Origin of the sequence: Isoptericola halotolerans, assembly GCF_013149785.1 — a bacterium.
GTDB classification, from domain to species: Bacteria; Actinomycetota; Actinomycetes; order Actinomycetales; family Cellulomonadaceae; genus Isoptericola; species Isoptericola halotolerans.
This window is the reverse complement of sequence record NZ_JABEZU010000002.1, coordinates 564067-582072: the sequence shown is the minus strand read 5'-3', so window position 1 is coordinate 582072 and position 18006 is coordinate 564067. Positions and strand designations below refer to the sequence as shown.

Annotated in this window: 21 protein-coding genes; 12 read left to right on the top strand and 9 right to left on the bottom strand. The window is 72.7% G+C overall.

Going from position 1 to position 18006, the window contains the following annotated elements:
* The first annotated feature begins 34 nt into the window (after positions 1 to 34).
* The 5 genes from HDG69_RS10405 to HDG69_RS10385 all read left to right on the top strand — a co-directional run bounded on the left by HDG69_RS10405 (position 35) and on the right by HDG69_RS10385 (position 3631).
* Positions 35 to 463 carry a DUF4307 domain-containing protein gene (locus HDG69_RS10405; RefSeq protein WP_171783706.1) on the top strand — a complete coding sequence of 143 codons (429 nt, stop codon included), beginning with the start codon at positions 35 to 37 and terminating at the stop codon, positions 461 to 463.
* Between the two features lie 179 nt (positions 464 to 642).
* Positions 643 to 1125, top strand: a complete 483-nt coding sequence (greA, locus tag HDG69_RS10400; protein WP_171783705.1) for a transcription elongation factor GreA — start codon at positions 643 to 645, stop codon at positions 1123 to 1125.
* 126 nt (positions 1126 to 1251) lie between these two features.
* Positions 1252 to 1791, top strand: coding sequence for a diaminobutyrate acetyltransferase (gene ectA, locus HDG69_RS10395; protein ID WP_171783704.1), 540 nt, complete (start codon positions 1252 to 1254; stop codon positions 1789 to 1791).
* A 98-nt stretch (positions 1792 to 1889) separates the two neighbouring features.
* Positions 1890 to 3185: a diaminobutyrate--2-oxoglutarate transaminase gene (ectB, locus tag HDG69_RS10390; RefSeq protein ID WP_425484020.1), complete on the top strand. Its 1296-nt coding sequence runs from the start codon at positions 1890 to 1892 to the stop codon at positions 3183 to 3185.
* Positions 3186 to 3226: 41 nt separating this feature from the next.
* Complete coding sequence (locus tag HDG69_RS10385; RefSeq protein ID WP_171783703.1) at positions 3227 to 3631, top strand: ectoine synthase; 405 nt, start codon at positions 3227 to 3229, stop codon at positions 3629 to 3631.
* Between the two features lie 171 nt (positions 3632 to 3802).
* Here HDG69_RS10385 and ilvA read toward each other — a convergent pair whose 3' ends face one another.
* The 3 genes from ilvA to HDG69_RS10370 form a co-directional block, all read right to left on the bottom strand.
* Positions 3803 to 5023: a threonine ammonia-lyase gene (gene ilvA, locus HDG69_RS10380; RefSeq protein ID WP_171783702.1), complete on the bottom strand. Its 1221-nt coding sequence runs from the start codon at positions 5021 to 5023 to the stop codon at positions 3803 to 3805.
* Entirely contained in the window at positions 5020 to 6285 is a 1266-nt protein-coding gene (locus HDG69_RS10375) for an AI-2E family transporter (protein ID WP_343036373.1), read from the bottom strand. The genes ilvA and HDG69_RS10375 overlap by 4 nt, the downstream gene beginning before the upstream one ends.
* Positions 6286 to 6389: 104 nt before the next feature.
* The gene (locus HDG69_RS10370) at positions 6390 to 7016 is read right to left on the bottom strand and encodes a YdeI/OmpD-associated family protein (RefSeq protein ID WP_171783701.1); all 627 of its coding nucleotides are present in this window, start codon (positions 7014 to 7016) and stop codon (positions 6390 to 6392) included.
* Between the two features lie 97 nt (positions 7017 to 7113).
* Between HDG69_RS10370 and HDG69_RS10365 the strand changes: the two genes are divergently transcribed.
* Positions 7114 to 8700, top strand: coding sequence for a Na+/H+ antiporter (locus HDG69_RS10365; RefSeq protein ID WP_171783700.1), 1587 nt, complete (start codon positions 7114 to 7116; stop codon positions 8698 to 8700).
* A 100-nt stretch (positions 8701 to 8800) separates the two neighbouring features.
* On the top strand, positions 8801 to 9472 hold the full coding sequence (gene msrA / locus HDG69_RS10360; RefSeq protein WP_171783699.1) for a peptide-methionine (S)-S-oxide reductase MsrA: 672 nt from the start codon (positions 8801 to 8803) through the stop codon (positions 9470 to 9472).
* Here the strand turns inward: msrA and HDG69_RS10355 are convergent.
* Positions 9454 to 10149 carry a TetR/AcrR family transcriptional regulator gene (locus HDG69_RS10355; RefSeq protein WP_171783698.1) on the bottom strand — a complete coding sequence of 232 codons (696 nt, stop codon included), beginning with the start codon at positions 10147 to 10149 and terminating at the stop codon, positions 9454 to 9456. The two genes, msrA and HDG69_RS10355, sit on opposite strands and share 19 nt — an antisense overlap.
* A 57-nt stretch (positions 10150 to 10206) precedes the next feature.
* On the opposite strand from HDG69_RS10355, the gene HDG69_RS10350 reads away from it, so the two are divergent.
* Together HDG69_RS10350 and HDG69_RS10345 are read left to right on the top strand one after the other, a co-directional pair.
* The gene (locus HDG69_RS10350) at positions 10207 to 11163 is read left to right on the top strand and encodes an ATP-binding cassette domain-containing protein (RefSeq protein ID WP_171783697.1); all 957 of its coding nucleotides are present in this window, start codon (positions 10207 to 10209) and stop codon (positions 11161 to 11163) included.
* 26 nt (positions 11164 to 11189) lie between these two features.
* Complete coding sequence (locus HDG69_RS10345) at positions 11190 to 11945, top strand: ABC transporter permease (protein WP_171783696.1); 756 nt, start codon at positions 11190 to 11192, stop codon at positions 11943 to 11945.
* Positions 11946 to 11964: 19 nt separating this feature from the next.
* On the opposite strand, the gene HDG69_RS10340 is transcribed toward HDG69_RS10345, so the two are convergent.
* Positions 11965 to 12609, bottom strand: a complete 645-nt coding sequence (locus tag HDG69_RS10340; RefSeq protein WP_171783695.1) for an NAD(P)-dependent oxidoreductase — start codon at positions 12607 to 12609, stop codon at positions 11965 to 11967.
* An 87-nt stretch (positions 12610 to 12696) separates the two neighbouring features.
* Here HDG69_RS10340 and HDG69_RS10335 point away from each other — a divergent pair, with 87 nt between their 5' ends.
* Positions 12697 to 13080 carry a winged helix-turn-helix transcriptional regulator gene (locus HDG69_RS10335; protein ID WP_171783694.1) on the top strand — a complete coding sequence of 128 codons (384 nt, stop codon included), beginning with the start codon at positions 12697 to 12699 and terminating at the stop codon, positions 13078 to 13080.
* A gap of 39 nt (positions 13081 to 13119) precedes the next feature.
* Positions 13120 to 14706: an ATP-dependent DNA ligase gene (locus HDG69_RS10330; RefSeq protein WP_171783693.1), complete on the top strand. Its 1587-nt coding sequence runs from the start codon at positions 13120 to 13122 to the stop codon at positions 14704 to 14706.
* On the opposite strand, the gene HDG69_RS10325 is transcribed toward HDG69_RS10330, so the two are convergent.
* The 3 genes from HDG69_RS10325 to HDG69_RS10315 all read right to left on the bottom strand — a co-directional run bounded on the left by HDG69_RS10325 (position 14687) and on the right by HDG69_RS10315 (position 17156).
* On the bottom strand, positions 14687 to 15043 hold the full coding sequence (locus HDG69_RS10325; protein WP_171783692.1) for a hypothetical protein: 357 nt from the start codon (positions 15041 to 15043) through the stop codon (positions 14687 to 14689). The genes HDG69_RS10330 and HDG69_RS10325 overlap by 20 nt on opposite strands.
* 141 nt (positions 15044 to 15184) lie before the next feature.
* Positions 15185 to 16102 (bottom strand): hypothetical protein, encoded by a 918-nt coding sequence (locus HDG69_RS10320; protein WP_171783691.1) that lies wholly within the window; start codon positions 16100 to 16102, stop codon positions 15185 to 15187.
* A gap of 151 nt (positions 16103 to 16253) precedes the next feature.
* Positions 16254 to 17156: a LysR substrate-binding domain-containing protein gene (locus HDG69_RS10315; protein ID WP_343036372.1), complete on the bottom strand. Its 903-nt coding sequence runs from the start codon at positions 17154 to 17156 to the stop codon at positions 16254 to 16256.
* Positions 17157 to 17208: 52 nt separating this feature from the next.
* Here HDG69_RS10315 and HDG69_RS10310 point away from each other — a divergent pair, with 52 nt between their 5' ends.
* Positions 17209 to 17616 (top strand): DUF5997 family protein, encoded by a 408-nt coding sequence (locus HDG69_RS10310; RefSeq protein WP_171783690.1) that lies wholly within the window; start codon positions 17209 to 17211, stop codon positions 17614 to 17616.
* Between the two features lie 68 nt (positions 17617 to 17684).
* Here the strand turns inward: HDG69_RS10310 and HDG69_RS10305 are convergent, their stop codons facing one another.
* The gene (locus HDG69_RS10305; RefSeq protein WP_171783689.1) at positions 17685 to 18005 is read right to left on the bottom strand and encodes an Rdx family protein; all 321 of its coding nucleotides are present in this window, start codon (positions 18003 to 18005) and stop codon (positions 17685 to 17687) included.
* Between the last annotated feature and the right edge of the window lies 1 nt (position 18006).

Here is an 18006-nt window from a genome sequence, read left to right as displayed (position 1 = left end):
CGGGACGCAAGCGTTCGTCGGGGACAATGGTGTCATGACCTCCGAGCAGCCCCCCACCGTCCCCGCCGGTCGCTACGGCGGGGCGCGAGCGACGGTGCGGCCGACGGCGCGGACCCGCCCTCGACGCCGGGCCCTGGCGATCGCCGCGGCCCTGACGGCCGCCGTCGGCCTGGTCGCCTGGTTCTCGTTCTCCCAGAGCGCCGCCGACCCGGTCACGGCCGAGATGGTCGGGTTCGACATCGTCGACGCCGAGCAGGTCGACGTCACGTTCCAGGTGCACATGCCGGCCGGCACGACAGCGGTCTGCACCGTCGACGTCCTGTCCCCGAGCTATGCGCAGGTCGGCACCCTCGACGTCGCCGTCGGCCCCGCGGAGAGCCGCACCTCGGCGTACCAGGTCTCGGTCGGCACCTCGGAGCTCGCGACGTCCGCCGACGTCGTCGGGTGCGAGACCACCGGCTGACACGCAGCGGCCCGGCACGACCGCGAGCAGCGCGGCGGGCACCGCAGCGCGGCACGTCGGTTATCCTGAGGGATTCACACGCAGTCCTGCGCCGTCCGGCGCGCGTGCCGACGCCCCGCCGGGCGCGCCGACGCGTGCCGCCCGGCGCAGGCCACGAGCACCATGAAAGGAGAGCCCTCGTGACCGAGAGCAACGTCACCTGGCTCACCCAGGAGGCTCACGACCGGTTGAAGTCCGAGCTGGAGCACCTCTCCGGCCCGTACCGCACCGAGATCGCCGAGCGCATCGCTGCCGCACGCGACGAGGGTGACCTCAAGGAGAACGGTGGCTACCACGCCGCCCGCGAGGAGCAGGGCAAGAACGAGGCACGCATCCGCGAGCTGACCGACAAGCTGCGCAACGTCGCGGTGGCGCAGCCCGCGGACGACGGCAAGGTCGAGGCCGGCATGGTCGTCGTCGCCGAGGTGGCGGGCGACGAGATGACGTTCCTGCTGGGCTCGCGGGAGATCGCCGGCACCACGGACCTCGACGTCTACTCCCCCACGTCCCCGCTCGGCGCCGCCATCGACGGCAAGAACGTCGGCGACTCCACCAGCTACACCGCTCCGAACGGGCGCGACATCCCGGTGCTCATCCGCAGCGCCAAGCCCTTCTCCGGCTGACGTCACGGTGCCGGGACGGAGGAGGACGAACGTCCCGGCATCGTGCGGCTGTGGTCAACGTCGCACCTCGGCTTCACCGGCCAGGGGTGGGATTATGCCTCGATCGTGTCTATGGTTGTTCTCGGTATGACAATCTCTGACGAGCAATCGACCGATCCGACCCTTCCGAACGACGCCTCGAACGACGACGCACCACTCACGATCCGCCGACCCACCGTCGACGACGGCGGGGGCATGTGGCGGGTCGCCCGGGACTCCGGTTCGCTGGATCTCAACTCGTCGTACAGCTACCTGCTGCTCGCCGACCACTTCTCCGACACGTGCCGGATCGCCCTCCTGGGCGACGACGTCGTCGGATTCGTCAGCGGCTACCGCCTCCCCCGGGACCCGAGCCGCTACTTCCTCTGGCAGGTCGCCGTCGACGAGCGCGCTCGCGGCCGACGTGTCGCCGGACGGCTCATCGACGCCGTGATCGACGACCAGCCGGAGATCACCTCGATGGTGACCACGGTCACCGAGGACAACCAGTCCTCCCGGCGCGTGTTCCAGCGCTGGTCGGCAGCCCGCGGTGCCACGCTCCACGAGGCGCCCGGCTTCGAGGCCCACCACTTCCCCGACGGCCACGAGGCCGAACCACTGCTCGTGATCGACGGTTTCCGCCACTGACAGGTCCCCCGGGCTGCGCCGGTCCCGCGCGCAGGTGACGACACAGCCCCCGCACCACTCGAAGCACCTGCGCGCACCACCTCAGAGGAGTGTCCTCCGTGACGACCCTGACCCCCCAGACCGACGCGTCGACCACCGACGACCCGACAGGCTTCACCGCCCTCGAGTCCGAGGTCCGCAGCTACTCCCGCGCCTGGCCCGTGGTGTTCGACCGTGCGGTCGGCGCCACGGTGTTCGCCGAGGACGGCACCGAGTACCTCGACTTCTTCGCGGGAGCGGGATCACTCAACTACGGGCACAACAACCCACGCCTGAAGAAGATCCTCGTCGACTACCTCACGAGCGACCGCATGGTCCACTCGCTCGACATGCTGACCACCGCGCGTCGCGAGTTCCTGCAGACCTTCCGCTCGCACATCCTCGAGCCGCGCGGCCTCGACCACAAGGTCGTCTTCCCCGGCCCGGGCGGGGCCAACTCCGTCGAGGCGGCGCTGAAGCTCGCCCGCAAGGTGACCGGCCGCGAGTCCGTCATCAACTTCACGAACGCCTTCCACGGCATGACGCTCGGCGCCCTGTCCGTGACCGGCAACTCCATGAAGCGCGGTGGCGCCGGCATCCCGCTGGTGCACGCCACCCCCATGCCGTACGACGACTACTTCAACGGCGACGTGGACGACTTCCAGTACTTCCAGCGCATGCTCGAGGACGCCGGTTCCGGTCTCAACGAGCCCGCCGCCGTCATCGTCGAGACCGTCCAGGGCGAGGGCGGCATCAACGCCGCCCGCGCCGAGTGGCTGCGCGGCCTGGCGGACCTGTGCAAGGTGCACGGCATCCTGCTCATCCTCGACGACATCCAGATGGGCTGCGGTCGCACCGGCGGGTTCTTCTCCTTCGAGGAGGCCGGCATCGTCCCGGACATCATCTGCCTGTCGAAGTCCATCTCCGGCTACGGCATGCCCATGGCGATCACCCTGGTGCGCCCCGAGCTCGACGTGTGGGAGCCCGGCGAGCACAACGGCACCTTCCGCGGGTTCGCCCCGGCCTTCGCCACGGCGTCCGAGGCGATCCGGACCTACTGGGCCGACGACACCCTCGAGAAGGACGTCAAGGCCAAGGGCCTGCTGGTCGAGAGCCACTTCAACTCGGTCGTCTCGCGCTACCCCGACCACGAGCTGCTCGCCAAGGGCCGTGGCCTGGCGCGCGGGCTGCAGCTGCCCGACGGTGAGCTGGCCGGCCGGGTCACCCAGTACGCGTTCGAGCACGGCCTGCTCGTCGAGACCTCCGGCCCCGACGGCGAGGTCGTCAAGCTGCTGCCTCCGCTGACGATCACCGAGGACGAGCTGCGTCGCGGCCTGGCCATCCTCGACGAGGCCTTCGACACCGTCCTCGGCTGACGGACGCCTGCCCACCCCACCTCTCACGACCGAGGAGAACCATGATCGTCCGCACTCTCGACGAGATCACCGACACCGAGGCCGACATCAAGAGCGAGAACTGGCGCTCCAAGCGCATCATCCTCGCCAAGGAGGGCGTCGGCTTCTCCGTGCACGAGACCACGCTGTACGCCGGCACCGAGAGCTTCTTCTGGTACGCCAACCACATCGAGGCCGTCTTCATCACCTCGGGCGAGGGCGAGATCGAGGACCTGGCCACCGGTGAGGTGCACCAGCTCAAGCCCGGCTCGCTGTACCTGCTCAACGAGCACGACAAGCACAAGGTGCGCCCGCGCACCGACATCACGTGCGTGTGCGTGTTCAACCCGCCGGTCACCGGCCGCGAGGTCCACGACGAGAACGGTGTCTACCCGCTCATCACCGAGCCGGAGACCACCACCGTCTGAGCTCTCACCGCGCGGGGCGACGCGAGAAGAGGCCCCGCGCACGGTCGCGTTCACGGGCGCTGCGCGCCCTGCACTTCGCGTTTGACGACCGTGCGCGGGGCCTTTCTCGCGCCTCTAGGTGCTCCCCGTCTCCGCCCGCGCCTCTCGGACGAGGTCGGCCGACCCTGCGGCTTAGCCGATGCGGTAGCCGTCGGTGCGCAAGCGGTCCAGGACCGCCGCGCGGTGCTCGTAGCCCTTCGTCTCGAGCTGCAGCGTCACCAGCACCTCGGACACCTCGAGCGTGGTGTCGGTGCGCCGGTGGTCCACCCGCACGATGTTGCCCTCGGCCGCGGCGATCGTCTCCAGCAGCGCCGCCAGCGCGCCCGGCTTGTCGTCGAGCCGTACCGAGAGCTGCAGGTACCGTCCCGCGGCCACCAGACCGTGCTGGACGACGCGCTGGAGCAGCAACGGGTCGATGTTGCCACCGGTCAGGACCGGCACCACGGTCCCGGTGTAGGCGTTCGGCGAGACCATCACCGCGGCCACCGCGGCCGCGGCCGACGGTTCCACGACCAGCTTGCCGCGCTCGGCCACCAGCAGCAGGGCCCTGGACATCTGGTCCTCGGTGACCGTGCGGACCTCGACCCCGAGCCGCGTCAGCACCTCGAACGGCACGTCGCCCGGCGTTCCCACCGCGATGCCGTCCGCCATCGTCGGACCGAGATCGCCGGGCACCGGGTGCCCGGCGGCGATCGACGCCGGGTACGCCGCCGCCGACGCCGCCTGCACACCGACCACCCGCACGTGCGGCGCGAGCTCCGCCAGCACCGTCGCGATGCCGGCCACCAGGCCACCACCGCCCAGGGGAACCACGACCGTCCCGACGTCGGGCACCTGCTCGAGGATCTCCAGCGCGACCGTCCCCTGCCCCGCCACGACGTCGACGTGGTCGAACGGGTGGATGAGCACCTTGCCCGTGCGGGCCGCCTCGGCCCGCGCGGCGCCCAGCGCCTCGTCCACGGTCGCGCCGAGCTGGCGCACCTCGGCGCCGTAGCTGCGCGTCGCCTCCAGCTTGGGCACGGAGGCGCCCTGCGGCATGTAGACGACGGCCGGGATCCCGAGCTGCTCCGCCGCCAGCGCGACGCCCTGCGCGTGGTTGCCGGCGGAGGCCGCGACGACGCCCCGCTCCTGCTGCTCCGGTGTGAGGCCGGCGAGCCGCGTGTACGCGCCACGGATCTTGAACGACCCGGCGCGCTGCAGGTTCTCGCACTTGAGGACGACGTCGGCCCCGGCCAGCTGGGACAGCGCCCGGAAGGGGTGGACCGGGGTGCGCGTCACCACCGGCTCCAGCAGCGCGGCAGCCGCGCGGACGTCGTCGAGGGTCACACGATGGATCGGGTGCGGTGCTGTCACGACCTGCTCTCTCCTGCCGGTCCGGCGTCGGGAGCCGGTGCAGCAGGAGCGTCACCCGAGGTGGTGGGTTGCGCGCCGTCGTCGTCGGACGTGCCGGACCGGCTCGGCCACAGGAGCGTACCCGGTAGGTCGGCGAGCGTCGGACGGCGACGCAGGAGCGGCAGGTGATCGTCGGTGCCGAGCTCGGGGAACTTGTCGTGCCCGTGCAGGTACTGGATGACCGTGTTGAGCACCGCGGCCAGCGGCACCGCGAACAGGGCGCCGATGAGCCCGGCGACGAGTGTCCCGGCCGCCACGACGAGCACCACGCCCACCGGGTGCAGCGAGACCGCGTGACCCATGAGGAACGGCTGCAGGATGTGGCTCTCGGCCTGCTGCACCAGCAGGACGATGCCGAGCATGATGAGGGCCGCGATCCACCCCTCGGCGACGAGCACGACGGCGCAGGCGATCGCACCGGTGAAGATCGCACCGAGGATCGGGACGAACGACCCCACGAACACCAGGATGCCGATGGGGATCGCGAGCGCCGGGACGAAGAACGCCGACCCCACCCCGATGCCGATCGCATCGACCAGGGCCACCAGGATCTGGGTCCGCACGTAGGCCGACAGCGTCACCATGCCGCGGCGGCCGGCCTGGTGGACGGTCTCCCGGGCGGAGATCGGCAGGAGGTTGACGGTCCAGGTCCAGATGGTCCGCCCGTCCTGCAGGAAGAAGATGATGCAGAACAGCGCGATGATGACCCCGACCAGGACGTGTCCGACCGTCGTGGCGGCGCCCAGCGCCCCCGTGATCAGGGTGGAGCTCTGGTCCGCGACGAGGTCCTGGGCCTGGCTGCCGAGGTCCGCGAGCGTGGCGGTGTCCAGTCCCAGCGGACCCTCTGACAGCCACGAGAGGAACTCCTCGTACCCCGCCACCGCCTGGTCCCACAGGTCCTGGAACCCGTTGACGATCGACTGACCGGCGATGACGACCAGGCCCGTGACGAAGGCGATCAGCCCGAGGATGGACAGCGTCGTCGCGAGCCCGCGGGGGACGCCCCACTTCTCCAGGGTGATCCGCACCGGACGCAGCAGGATCGTGATCAGCAGGGCGACCGCGACCGGGACGACGATCGTCTTCAGCTCCGCCAGGACCCACAGCAGGCCGGCGACGCCGGCGGCGATGATGAGCAGCCGCCACGACCATGCCGCGGCCCCCCGCACGCTCGCGGGCACCATGTCACGGCCGCTGACAGTCGTCTCACCGGGGGTCGCCACGGCCCCACGATAGGACCCGACCCTCGACGGCGCTCGGCGACGGGACCGCCGGGAATGTGGGGAAGATGTAGACATCGCCGTCTGGCGATCCGGCCCTGGAGAGCTCACCGCCTCCGCTGCGGGTGGACCGTCTCGCCACGTTCCAGCATCGCGACGAACTTCGCGACGTTCCGCTCGCGAGCCGCCGCCGTCGTGAGCGTCGCCAGCCGGTGCAGGATCGCGTAGCGGTTCTGCGAGGTGAGCGTCTCCCAGGTGGCGGCCGCCCGGGGGCTCCGCGCCAGCGCCGCGGCCAGCGCCGGCGGCACCTCGATGGTCGCCGGCCCGGCGTACGCCGCCTCCCACCGCCCGTCGGCCTTCGCCCGGTCGACCTCGGCCTGCCCGCGGGGCCGCATCCGTCCGGCGTCGGTCAGCCGGGCGACGATCTCCCGGTTGCGGACGGACCACGTGCTGCGTGCCCGGCGCGGGCAGTAGCGCTGCAGGCTGGTGTCCTCGTCACGGCTGCGTGCCTGCGCGTCGATCCAGCCGCTGCACAGCGCCTCCTCGAGCGCCGAGGCGCGTGTGAGCGTGGTCGGAGCCGGCCGCCCCTTGCGGGCCAGCACCAGCCACACGCCCTCGGGGGCGGAGTCCTCGTGCTCGTCGAGCCACGAGCGCCACGCCGCCGCATCGGGCAGGACGAGGGGCTCGAGGTCGGGTGGACCAGGGACGAGGGGAGCGCTCACCGGGTCGGCCATGGTCCGACGCTACGACCCGCCCCCGACAGGGTGCAGCCCCGCTCCGGCGCGGGCAGACTGTGCGCGACCGCTGCCGCCCGCTGCGAGGAGCCCACCCATGTCGTCGCTCGCACTGTGGGGCGTGGTGATCGCCGGCCTGGTCGTGCTCACCCCCTTGGCGGACCGGGTCCGGGTCCCCCTGCCGGTGCTGCTGACCCTGTTCGGTCTCGCTCTGCCGCTCGTCCCCGGCACCCCGCACCTGTCGATCGAGCCCGAGCACGTCCTGCCGATCGTGCTGCCGCCGCTGCTGTTCGCCGCGACGCAGCGCTCGACCTCGCGCGAGTTCAAGGGGCAGGCCCGGCCGATCCTGCTCACCGCGGTCGGCCTGACCGTCGCCTCGGCGGCGGTGGTCGCCGTGATCGCCCACGCCGCCGGGGTGCCGTGGGCCGTCGCCTGGGTGCTCGGCGCCATCGTGGCGCCGCCCGACCCCGTGGCCGCGACCGCCGTCGCACGCCGGCTGCGCCTGCCGGGGCGGGTGGTGACGGTCCTCGAGGGCGAGGGCATGTTCAACGACGCCACGGCGCTGGTGATGTACCACGTGGCGGTGGCCGCGGTCGTCGCCGGCTCGGTCACCGCCGGGGAGGTCGGTCTGGACCTGCTGCTCGCCGTCGTCGTCGGCATCGGCGTCGGCCTCGCCGTCGGGTGGCTGGGGCACCTGCTGCTCGGCCGGATCAGGGTGCCCGCCGCGGAGACCACCATCACCCTGGCGCTGCCGTTCGCGGTCTACCTGCTCGCCGAGGAGCTGCACGGTTCCGGGGTGCTGGCCGTGCTGACCCTCGGCCTGCTGCTGCGCGACGTGAGCCACACCTCGGTGTCCTCGGGCGGCTGGCTTCTCGGCCGGTCGGTGTGGGAGTACGCCGACTACCTCATCACGGGCGTGGTGTTCGTCCTCATCGGGTTCGAGCTCACCTCGGTCCTGGAGGAGACGCCGGTCGGTGGGGCCCTGCCTCTCGCCCTGGTCGTGGTGGCGGCCCTCGTGGCCCTGCGGTTCGCCTGGCTGTTCCCGGCGGTCTGGCTGCTCGAGCGCAGCCTCGCGGCGCGAGCGGTGCGTCAAGGGGTGCCCGCCGAGGTGGCCGGCATCGGGGCGTTCACCTCGCGCGAGACCACGGTGATGTCCTGGGCCGGCATGCGGGGCGTGGTCTCGGTCGCCTCCGCGCTGGCGCTCCCCCACCTGGTCGCGGCCGGGGGTGCTTTCCCCCACCGCGACACGGTGGTCTTCGTGGGGCTCGTCGTCGTGCTCGTGACCCTCGTGCTGCAGGGGCTCACCCTCGCCCCGGTGGTGCGCCGGCTCGGGGTCGGCAGCACGGTGGACGAGGCCGCCGAGGTCGCCCGCCTGCGTCAGGAGGCGACCCGGGCGGCGTTGGAGGCGATCCGGGGCCGCGCCGACGTGCCGGCGCCGGTGCGCGACGCCGTCGCCCTGCAGTACGAGGGCTACCTCGACGCCCAGGTGGCCTTGGCGCGCGCCCGGGCCGAGGGCGAGGAGCAGGAGAGGCTCGGCGACCTGGTCGACTCGCTGCTGCGCGACGCCGTCGAGGTCGAGCGCACGGTCGTGATCCGGGCGCGCAGCGAGGGGCTGGCCAGCCCGCACGTGGCCGACGAGGTGCTCGCCGAGGTCGAGGCCCGCGCCGTCCGCGACCTCGACTGAGGCGGAGGCGGGGACGACGGCGGAACACCCTGGGACGCTGGGTCGTTGCGCAGGTGCGGGGTCGGCAGACCGCCCCCGTGACCCACCAAGGAGGCACGCGATGTTCGAGAACCTGTTCGGCCACTCGGCGAAGACGACGATGGTCGCCCCCGAGGACGCCCTCCCCGGCCGCGAGTCCCCCGTCCTGCCCGCCCCGCGGACGCACACCGTGCTGGGCACGTCGCTGACCGGGCCGTGGGAGCCAGGCACGCGGGTCCTCTACCTCGCGATGGGGTGCTTCTGGGGCGCCGAGGAGATCTACTGGCAGGTACCCGGCGTGGTGAGCACCGCCGTCGGCTACATGGGCGGCACGACGCCGAACCCCACCTACGACGAGGTCTGCTCGGCCCGCACCGGGCACACCGAGACCGCGATGGTCGCGTACGACCCCTCCCGGGTGAGCGAGGCCGAGCTGCTCAAGATCTTCTGGGAGCGGCACGACCCGACCCAGGGCTTCCGGCAGGGCAACGACGTCGGCACCCAGTACCGCTCGGCCGTGTACTGGACGACGCCGGAGCAGGCCGAGGCCGTGCGCGCCACGGCCGAGCGGTACGGGCAGGTGCTGACCACCAAGGGCTACGACCCGATCACCACCGACATGCGGCCCGCCGTCGAGGCAGGACCGTTCTTCTACGCCGAGGACTACCACCAGCAGTACCTCTCGGACGCGAAGAACCCGCACGGGTACCGCTGCCACGCCACGACGGGCGTCCCTTACCCCGACGCCGCCTGAGACGGCCCCCCGTAGGCGTGGAGCTCGTGCGGCTGCGCGACGACCTCGACCCCCTGGGCATGGGCCAGCAAGGAGTCGTAGTCGGTCGCGAGGCCCTGCAGCAGGGTCTCGACGGCCGTCTCGATCTCCTCCGGCGTGGTGGGCGCGTGGCCGAACAGCGCCCGGTAGTGCACGAAGGAGCCCAGGAGGTCGACGGCGAGGTCGAGGCCGAGCTCGGCACGGAGGTCACCGCGCTCCCGAGCCCGTGACAGGGTGCGACGGACCGCCTCGCGCGGCGGGTCGAAGAGTCGCGCCATGAGCTCCGCGCGCAGCGCCGCGTCGTCCGCGGAGTCCGCCAGGAGAGGTGCGAGCACGCCCGGAGGGAGCTGCTCGAAGGCCTCGACGAAGAGGCCGAGGCACTCGGCGAGGTCGCACATCGTGCAGGACGTGTCGGGCGGACGGACGCTGCCGATCCGCCGCTCCAGGGCGGCGAGCACCAGGTGCTGCCGGCTGGGCCAGCGCCGGTAGAGGGCCGGCTTGGAGGTCCCGGCCCGCCGGGCGACGTCGCCCAGAGACAGCCGCGCGTACCCGACCTCGTCGAGCACGACGATCGTCGCCGCGAGGACGGCGTCGTCGATCGCGTCGTCCCGGGGCCGTCCGACCCGGGCACGAGCTCGATCCGAGGGAGCCGTTGACATGGCGCCATCGTAGCCTTTAGTTTCGTTACGTGTCGTAATGCAATCGAAGGAGACGCCATGATCCGCACCCGGGCACTGACGCGCCACTTCCGCACCCGCTCCGGCACGGTCGAGGCCGTCCGCGGCATCGACCTCGACGTCGCGGACGGCGAGGTCGTCGCCGTCCTGGGCCCCAACGGTGCCGGCAAGAGCACCACCCTGCGCATGCTCACCACCCTGCTGCCACCCACCTCCGGCTCGGCGCAGGTCGCCGGGCACGACGTCGGGCACGACGCCGTCGCCGTCCGACGGCGGATCGGTCTCGTCGGTCAGGGCCACGGCTCCTCACCCGGGCTACGTGTCCACGAGGAGCTCACCGCTCAGGCACGACTGCACGGGCTCGGGCGACGTGACGCCCGGTCCCGCGCCGCCGAGACCGCGCGGATGCTCGACCTGGACGGCCTGGGCGACCGGGACACCGGCACGCTGTCCGGTGGCCAGCTCCGTCGCCTCGACGTGGCCATGGGGCTCGTGCACCGCCCGCCGGTGGTGTTCCTCGACGAGCCCTCGACCGGGCTCGACCCCCAGAGCCGGGCGAACCTGTGGGGTCACATCCGGCGCCTGCGCGACGACCTCGGCACCACGGTCGTCCTGACCACTCACTACCTCGACGAGGCGGACGGCGTCGCCGACCGGGTGGTCGTCATCGACCACGGCGAGATCATCGCGGACGGCACCCCGGAACAGCTCAAGAGCAAGGTGTCGGGCGACCTCGTCACGGTCGAGCTCGCCGACGCCGCCCAGGCCGACCAGGCCCGCCGGGTCGCGGCCGCGCTCCCCGGGGCCCACGAGATCGAGACCGACGCCGGCACCCTGCGGTTCCGCGTCCCCGGCGGGGACACCGTCACGCCCCAGGTGGTCCGCCTGCTCGACGAGGCCGGGGTGTCCCTGCGCGGGACGCAGGTCAACCGCCCCTCGCTCGACGACGTCTTCCTCACGCTGACCGGCCGTTCCCTGCGCGAGAGCGCCGCCTGACCGCCGTACCGACCTCTGGAGTGCTCATGTCTGCCACCGCCGCCATCCTCGAACGCGACGTCCGCGCCAAGCTCCGTACGCCGTGGCCCTACGTCGAGTCCCTCGCCGACCCCGTCCTCCTGCTCGTCCTGTTCGCCCCTCTCGTCGGCGCCGTGGGCGCGATGCCCGGCATCCCGCCCGGCGACACGCTGCAGTGGTTCGTCCCCGGCATGCTGGTCGTGATGACCTTCAGCACCAGCGCCTTCATCGGGTCGGGGCTGCAGGAGGAGCGGGCCTCCGGCGCCCTGGAGCGGATCCTGGTCACCCCGGCCCCTCGCTCGGCGATCCTCACCGGACGCGTGGGGCGGGTCGTCGTGACCTCGCTGGTCCAGGCCGCCGTCATCACGGCGGCCACCGTGCCGTTCGGCCTGCGCCTCCCCTCGGCGCCGGCAGCGACTCTCGCCGTGCTGGAGCTCGGCCTGCTCGCGGCCGCCCTGGGAGTCTGCTCGTTGGCCGTCGGCATCGCGGTGCAGAACGCCTACGCCTTCTGGGGCGCCGTGACCCTGGTGTACACCCCGCTGATCGTCACCTCGGGCGCGCTGCTCCCCATGGAGGTGGCCCCCGACTGGCTCTACGCCCTGTCCCGGCTCAACCCGCTCGCCCACGCCGTCGACGCCCAGCGGGCACTGTTCGCCGGAGAGCTCGCCAGCGCCGAGATCCTGCTCGGAGCGGCGGTCCCGACGGCGCTCGCCCTCGTCGGGACCGCCGCCGGCGTGCGGGTCCTGCAGCGCATGCGAGCCTGAGCGGGCGCTCCGCTCGGCGTCAGTGGGCGACGGTGAACCGGGTGCGCCGGTGGGCCGGCGTCTCGATCTCGTCGAGCATCGCGCGCGCGAGGTCGGGACCGGAGATCTCCGACCCGCCCGCCCCGTCGGTCAGCAGCACGTCGCCGCCGACCCGGTAGCTGCCGGTGTCCTCACCGGGCGCGTACGCCCCGAAGGTGGCGGCCGGGCTGAGGTAGAACCAGTCGAGCCCGGCGGGAGCCCCGCGCAGGTCGTCGAGGATGTCGGCGAACTCGCTCGCCTCGTCCCGGAAGGCGTCGGGGAACTCCGGGGTGTCGAGCAGCCGCGGTCCGCCCTCGGTGACCTGCAGCGAGGACGCCCCGCCGACGACGGCGAGACGGACGCCCCGCTCCTGGGCCGCGGCGGCGAGCCGGGCGTAGGCGGGGCGGACCTGGCCTGCCATGTCCTCGCGGGGAGACACGGCGGCCACGACGACCTCGGCGCCGTCGAGCGCTGCGGTGATCGTGTCGTCGTCGAGCACAGAGCCCTGGGCGTGCTCGACACCGGGGATCTGCTCCGCCGGGAGCGACCGGCTGACCGACCTGACCTGGTGACCGCGTGCGGCGGCCTCGCGGGCGATGTGGGCGCCGGCATAGCCGGTGCCCCCGACGACGGTGATGCGAACCATCTGGCTTCTCCTCTGATAGTTACTTGTGGAGAGTCACTCTCCATCGGAGACAATAGGTCGTAGACTGTCGGTGCGCAAGGAGGAACCGTGAACCAGCTCCCGTTCGACCCGTACCAGCGCGCCTGCCCCAGCCGGAGCGTCCTGGACCGCATCGCCGACCGGTGGACGGTGCTCGTCCTCGGCGCGCTCGAGGCCGGCCCGCTGCGCTTCACCGCGATCGCCCACCGCGTCGACGGCGTGTCCCAGAAAATGCTGACGCAGACCCTGCGCGGCCTCGAGCGCGACGGCCTCGTCCACCGCGCCGTCCACGCCGAGGTGCCTCCTCGCGTGGAGTACTCGCTCACCGCTGCCGGAGAGGCCGCGCTCGAACCGATCCGGGCGATCGAGCGCTGGACGCTCGACCACGCCGGGGAGGTGCTGACGGCGCGCGCCGTCTACGACGCCGAGCACCCGACACCCTCCGCGAGGTAGCACCTCGCGGCCGTCGGCGCCTGCTGCCACGATGGGACGGTGCTGCTCACCGAGCTCGTCAGGACGCACGCCGCGGTCGCCGCGACGCGCTCCCGGCTGCGCAAGCGCGAGCTGCTAGCGGACGCGTTGCGTGCCGCAGCGGCCCCGGTGTCGGCGTCCTCGACCGACGACGGCGACCAAGTCGCCGAGGCCGACGGGATCGAGATCGTCGCCTCCTACCTCTCGGGCCGCCTGCGGCAGCGCCGCACCGGCGTCGGGTGGCGGTCCCTGACCGACCTGCCGCCACCGGCGCCCGACCCCTCCCTGACGCCCGTGGAGGTCGACCGATCCTTCGAGGCCATGTCCGCGCTCAGCGGGTCGGGCTCCCACGCCGCGCGCACCGGGACGCTCACGGAGCTGCTCTCCCGCGCCACGGCCGACGAGCAGGGCTTCCTGCGTGGTCTCGTGCTCGGCGAGCTCCGGCAGGGCGCGCTCGACTCGCTGCTGCTGGACGCCATCGCCGCCGCCGCGGACGTCCCCGTGAAGGCGGTCCGCCGAGCCGCGATGTTCAGCGCCCTGTCCGGCCCGATCGCGCAGGCCGCGCTCACCGGCGGGAGCGAGGCGCTGGCGTCGTTCCGGCTCCAGGTGGGCCGCCCCGTACGGCCCATGCTGGCGTCCTCGGCGCCCGACGTCACCGCCGCGCTCGAGAAGTTCGCCGGCACCGAGGTGGCCGCGGACGTCAAGCTCGACGGCATCCGCGTCCAGGTCCACGTCGCCGGCGACGACGTCGTCGTGTTCACGCGGTCGCTCGACGACATCACCGACCGGCTGCCGGAGGTCGTGGCGCTCGCCCGGGCCCTCGACGTCCAGGCGGCGGTCCTCGACGGCGAGGCCCTGGCGCTGGACGAGGACGGACGGCCGCGCCCGTTCCAGGAGACCGCCGCACGCACCGGGACCCACGACATCGGCTCCGGCGACCCGTCGATCCCGCTGAGCGTGCGGTTCTTCGACCTCCTGCACCTGGACGGCAACGACCTCCTGGACAGCACGGCCCACGAGCGCTTCGCCGCGCTCGACCGCGTCGCGCCACCCTCCGCCGTCGTCCCCCGCATCGTCAGCGCCGACGCCACCACCGTCCAGGAGTTCTTCGCGGAGACGGTGGCCGGGGGCCACGAAGGGCTCGTCGTCAAGGCGCTCGACGCCCCCTACGACGCGGGACGTCGGGGCGGGGCCTGGGTCAAGGTCAAGCCGCGCCACACGCTCGACCTGGTGGTGCTCGGCGTCGAGCGCGGCTCCGGACGCCGCGAAGGCTGGCTGTCCAACATCCACCTGGGTGCCCGCGACCCCGACGGTGGCTTCGTCATGCTCGGCAAGACGTTCAAGGGCATGACCGACGAGATCCTCGCCTGGCAGACCGAGCGGTTCCGCGAGCTGCAGGTCGACGACGACGGCTGGGTGGTCACGGTGCGCCCGGAGCAGGTGGTCGAGATCGCCTTCGACGGCGTCCAGCGCTCCACCCGCTACCCCGGCGGCGTGGCGCTGCGCTTCGCGCGGGTGCTCCGCTACCGCGACGACAAGACGGCCGACGAGGCGGACACCATCGACACGGTCCGGTCTCTGCTCGACGTCAGAAGTCGTCCGGCGTGATCTCGAGCTCGGCCCAGCGGGCGTCAGCCTCGGCGTCAGGCAACCGTGTCGCGGTGTAGGTACCACTGCGGGGACCGTCGTCCCAGCTGAACGAGCCGCCCCGGATCTCCGAGACGACGGTCCACGGCGGGTAGTCCTCGAAGCTGTGCTCCCTGCCCCCGCCGTCGGCCCACACCACCACGATCCACACGTTCTGCTGGATGGTCAGCGGCCGGCCCGGTGACCAGAACTCCCCCACCAGCGTCGCGGCGTGGCCGGCCACCTCGCCGTCGCGCTGCAGCACGAAGCATCCCCGGTCGAAGTCCCGGAGGCCCGGATCACTGACACGCCTGAGCATGCGCCGATCATGTCACGGCTGCCCAGGACTCCTGTCGGCGGCATGACAAGGACCATCCCGGAGACACCGCGGCCCGGTGGCCAGGAGCAGCCGCTCCCGGCCACCGGGCCGTCAGTGCCGGCGGATGGGCCGGCGAGGTCTTCAGGCGGTGGCGCGGCGCGACCGGGCGTAGAGCACGGCCCCGGTGCCGGTGCCGAGCAGGGCGATCGCTCCCAGCGCGATGCCGATGGCGCGGCCCGGGCCGGTCTGCGGCAGCTCGGCCTGCGACTGGGCGTTCACCGTCTCGGCCGAGTCGGCGCCGGACTCCACGTCGACGACGACCTCCGAGGGGCGGGGCTCGGCAGACTCCTCACCGTCGACCTCCACGGGGACGACCGTCTGGGGGCGCTCGCCGGGGGTCTCGTTCTCGGCAGGCTCCTCGGAGACCTCGGGGGACGGGTCGGTCTCGGGCTCGACGACCGGCTCGCCGCTCGGCGTCGGGGTCGCGGTGGGCTCGGGCTCACCGGACGGGTCCGGCGTCGGGGTCGCGGTGGGCTCGGGCTCACCGGGCTCCTCGGACGGGCCCGGCGTCGGGGTCGCGGTGGGCTCGGGCTCACCGGGCTCCTCGGACCCGGGGGCGTCGACGTAGGCCACGGAGTAGTGGCTGATGCCCTTGCACTTGTTCCCGGTCACGTACGAGATCGTCACCTCGGCCTGCGGCTCGTCGAGGACGACGATCTTCGGTCCCTCGCCCTTCTTCGCGGAACCCGCCTTGACGCAGTAGGCGGAGATGAGCTTGCCCTCGGGCGCCGTCAGCGTGATCGCCTTCTGGTCGCCGCTGACGTCCTTCTTCAGCTCGTCCATGTCCGGGCAGACGTTGTTGTTCCACGAGCGCGTGTCCGTGGGCCAGCCGTAGGTCACGCCAGCCTCGGTGGCGGTGCCGCCCGACCAGGAGGCACCGGTGCGAGTGTCCGAGGGCCCCTGCCACGGGGCCTTGTCGCCGCCGGTCGCGGCAGCAGGTCCGGCACCGAGGCCGAGAGCGAGGAGCACAGCAGCTCCGAGGGCAAGGGGCGTGCGCATGGCGCTCCTAGGTGAGTCAGGTCGGGATGCCCACGCGGTCGTGACTATCGGTGGTCCGAGGAGGTCGCCGCAAGGTGCGCACGCGATGCTAGCGAATCGGACTTACCAGGGGAAGGGGGAAAGAGCGCGCCTGTCGCTTTTCACCCCCAAATCATCGCCCGCGGCGACCGTTGCTCGGGCGGCCCTTGCCCTTCGTCCCGCCACCTCGACCGCCCGCGGCCCGGCCCCGGCCCCGACCGGCACCGGCGTCCTTGCCCGCGGCCGACCGGCCCTTCCCCGCCCTGGCGGCCGCCTTGTCCGCTGCCTTGACCTTCTGGGGCGCGGGCTCGGCCGGAGCACCCCGGCCGCGCGAGCTGTTCGCCGTCCGACCTCGGACGATGCCCACGAGCTCGTCGACGAGCTCGGTCATCTCGTCCTCGCTGCGGTCGCGCAGCCAGACGAGACCGACGGAGGCCTCCGGCAGCCCCTCGACGACCCGGAAGACCGTGTCCTTGCGGTGGTGCAGCCGGGCGAGGGACATCGGGACCACCACGACGCCGGACCCGGCGGCAGCCCAGGCGATCGCCTCCTCGGTGGTCAAGGGCTCCGGGGCCACCAGCGTCCCGGAGCCGTCGTCATAGGGCTCGGGAGGACGCCCCGGACGCTCCGCACCAGCCCCGAACAGCACGTCGTCCCGGGGCACCCACAGCACGTCGTCGGCCAGGTCGTCGGTCGTGACCCGCTCGGACTCCTCCGTCGCGGCGAGCAGGTGGTCGCGCGAGACCACCACGACGGGCAGCTCGTCGTAGAGCGGGATGGCGTGGAACACGTCCTTGTCGACGGGCAGACGCGCGAGCGCCGCCTCGACGTCGCCGTCGCGCAGGGCCGCGGGCACGTCGGCGGCGGCCAGCGGGACCAGCTCCAGGGGGACGTCCGTGATCCGCTGCTCCCACGTCCGCGCCCACCTGCCGGGGGTGGCGCCCGGGACGTAGCCCCAGCGCAGCCGTGGGCTGCCGCCCGGACCCGTCCCGCCGTCGTCGTCCCCGGTCGGCGCGGGGTGCGTGTCGTCGCTCACCCGCTCAGGCTACGGGGCGCCGCGGCAGCCCACCGGCGACTACGCTGGGCCCATGGCCGGAACCCCCTTCTCCCAGCAGGTCCTCAAGCCGTCGAACGCGGCGAAGAAGCTCGGGGTGTACCTGCCCGCCACTCCCCCGGAGTTCCAGGAGCACGGGATCACCCGTGCCGAGCTCGAGAAGCTCGAGGAGCACCCGCCCGAGTGGCTCGCCGAGCTGCGCCGCAACGGGCCCCACCCCCGTCCCGTCGTGGCCGGTCGGCTCGGCATCTCCATCGCGGGGCTCGCCCGCGGCGGGATCACCGACCCGCTGACCACCGAGCAGATCGACGAGCTGCGCGCCGACCCGCCGCAGTGGCTGGTCCGCGAGCGCGAGACCGCCGCGAAGGTCCGCGCCGAGGAGGAGCGCGTCGCCGCCGAGGCGGAGCAGGCGGCCAAGAAGACTTCCCGCGAGAACCGCTGATCTGAACGGCACTTCGTGATCTGAACGGCAGGACGAACTGACGATCAGACCACGAACTGCCGCTCAGATCACGCGCTGCCCGCGCGGTCGGTGTGCCCGAGCGGCAGGTCCGGCGCGACGGCGTCACGGATCGCCCTCTTCAGCGGCGGGATCTCCGGGAACCCGCCCTGGGACTTGCGGTCCCACAGCAGCACCGGCTCCTCGCCGGGCGTGCGCACCAGCTCGACCCGGAAGACTCCGTCCGTCCCGGGGACCAGCGCGACCTCGCCGAGCCGCGTGCGGAAGGTCTGCAGCAGCTCCTGGGCCACCCAGGCGGCGCGCATCAGCCAGCGGCACTGCGTGCAGTACGTGATGGACACCCGAGCGTCCGACGACGTGGCTTCGGTCATG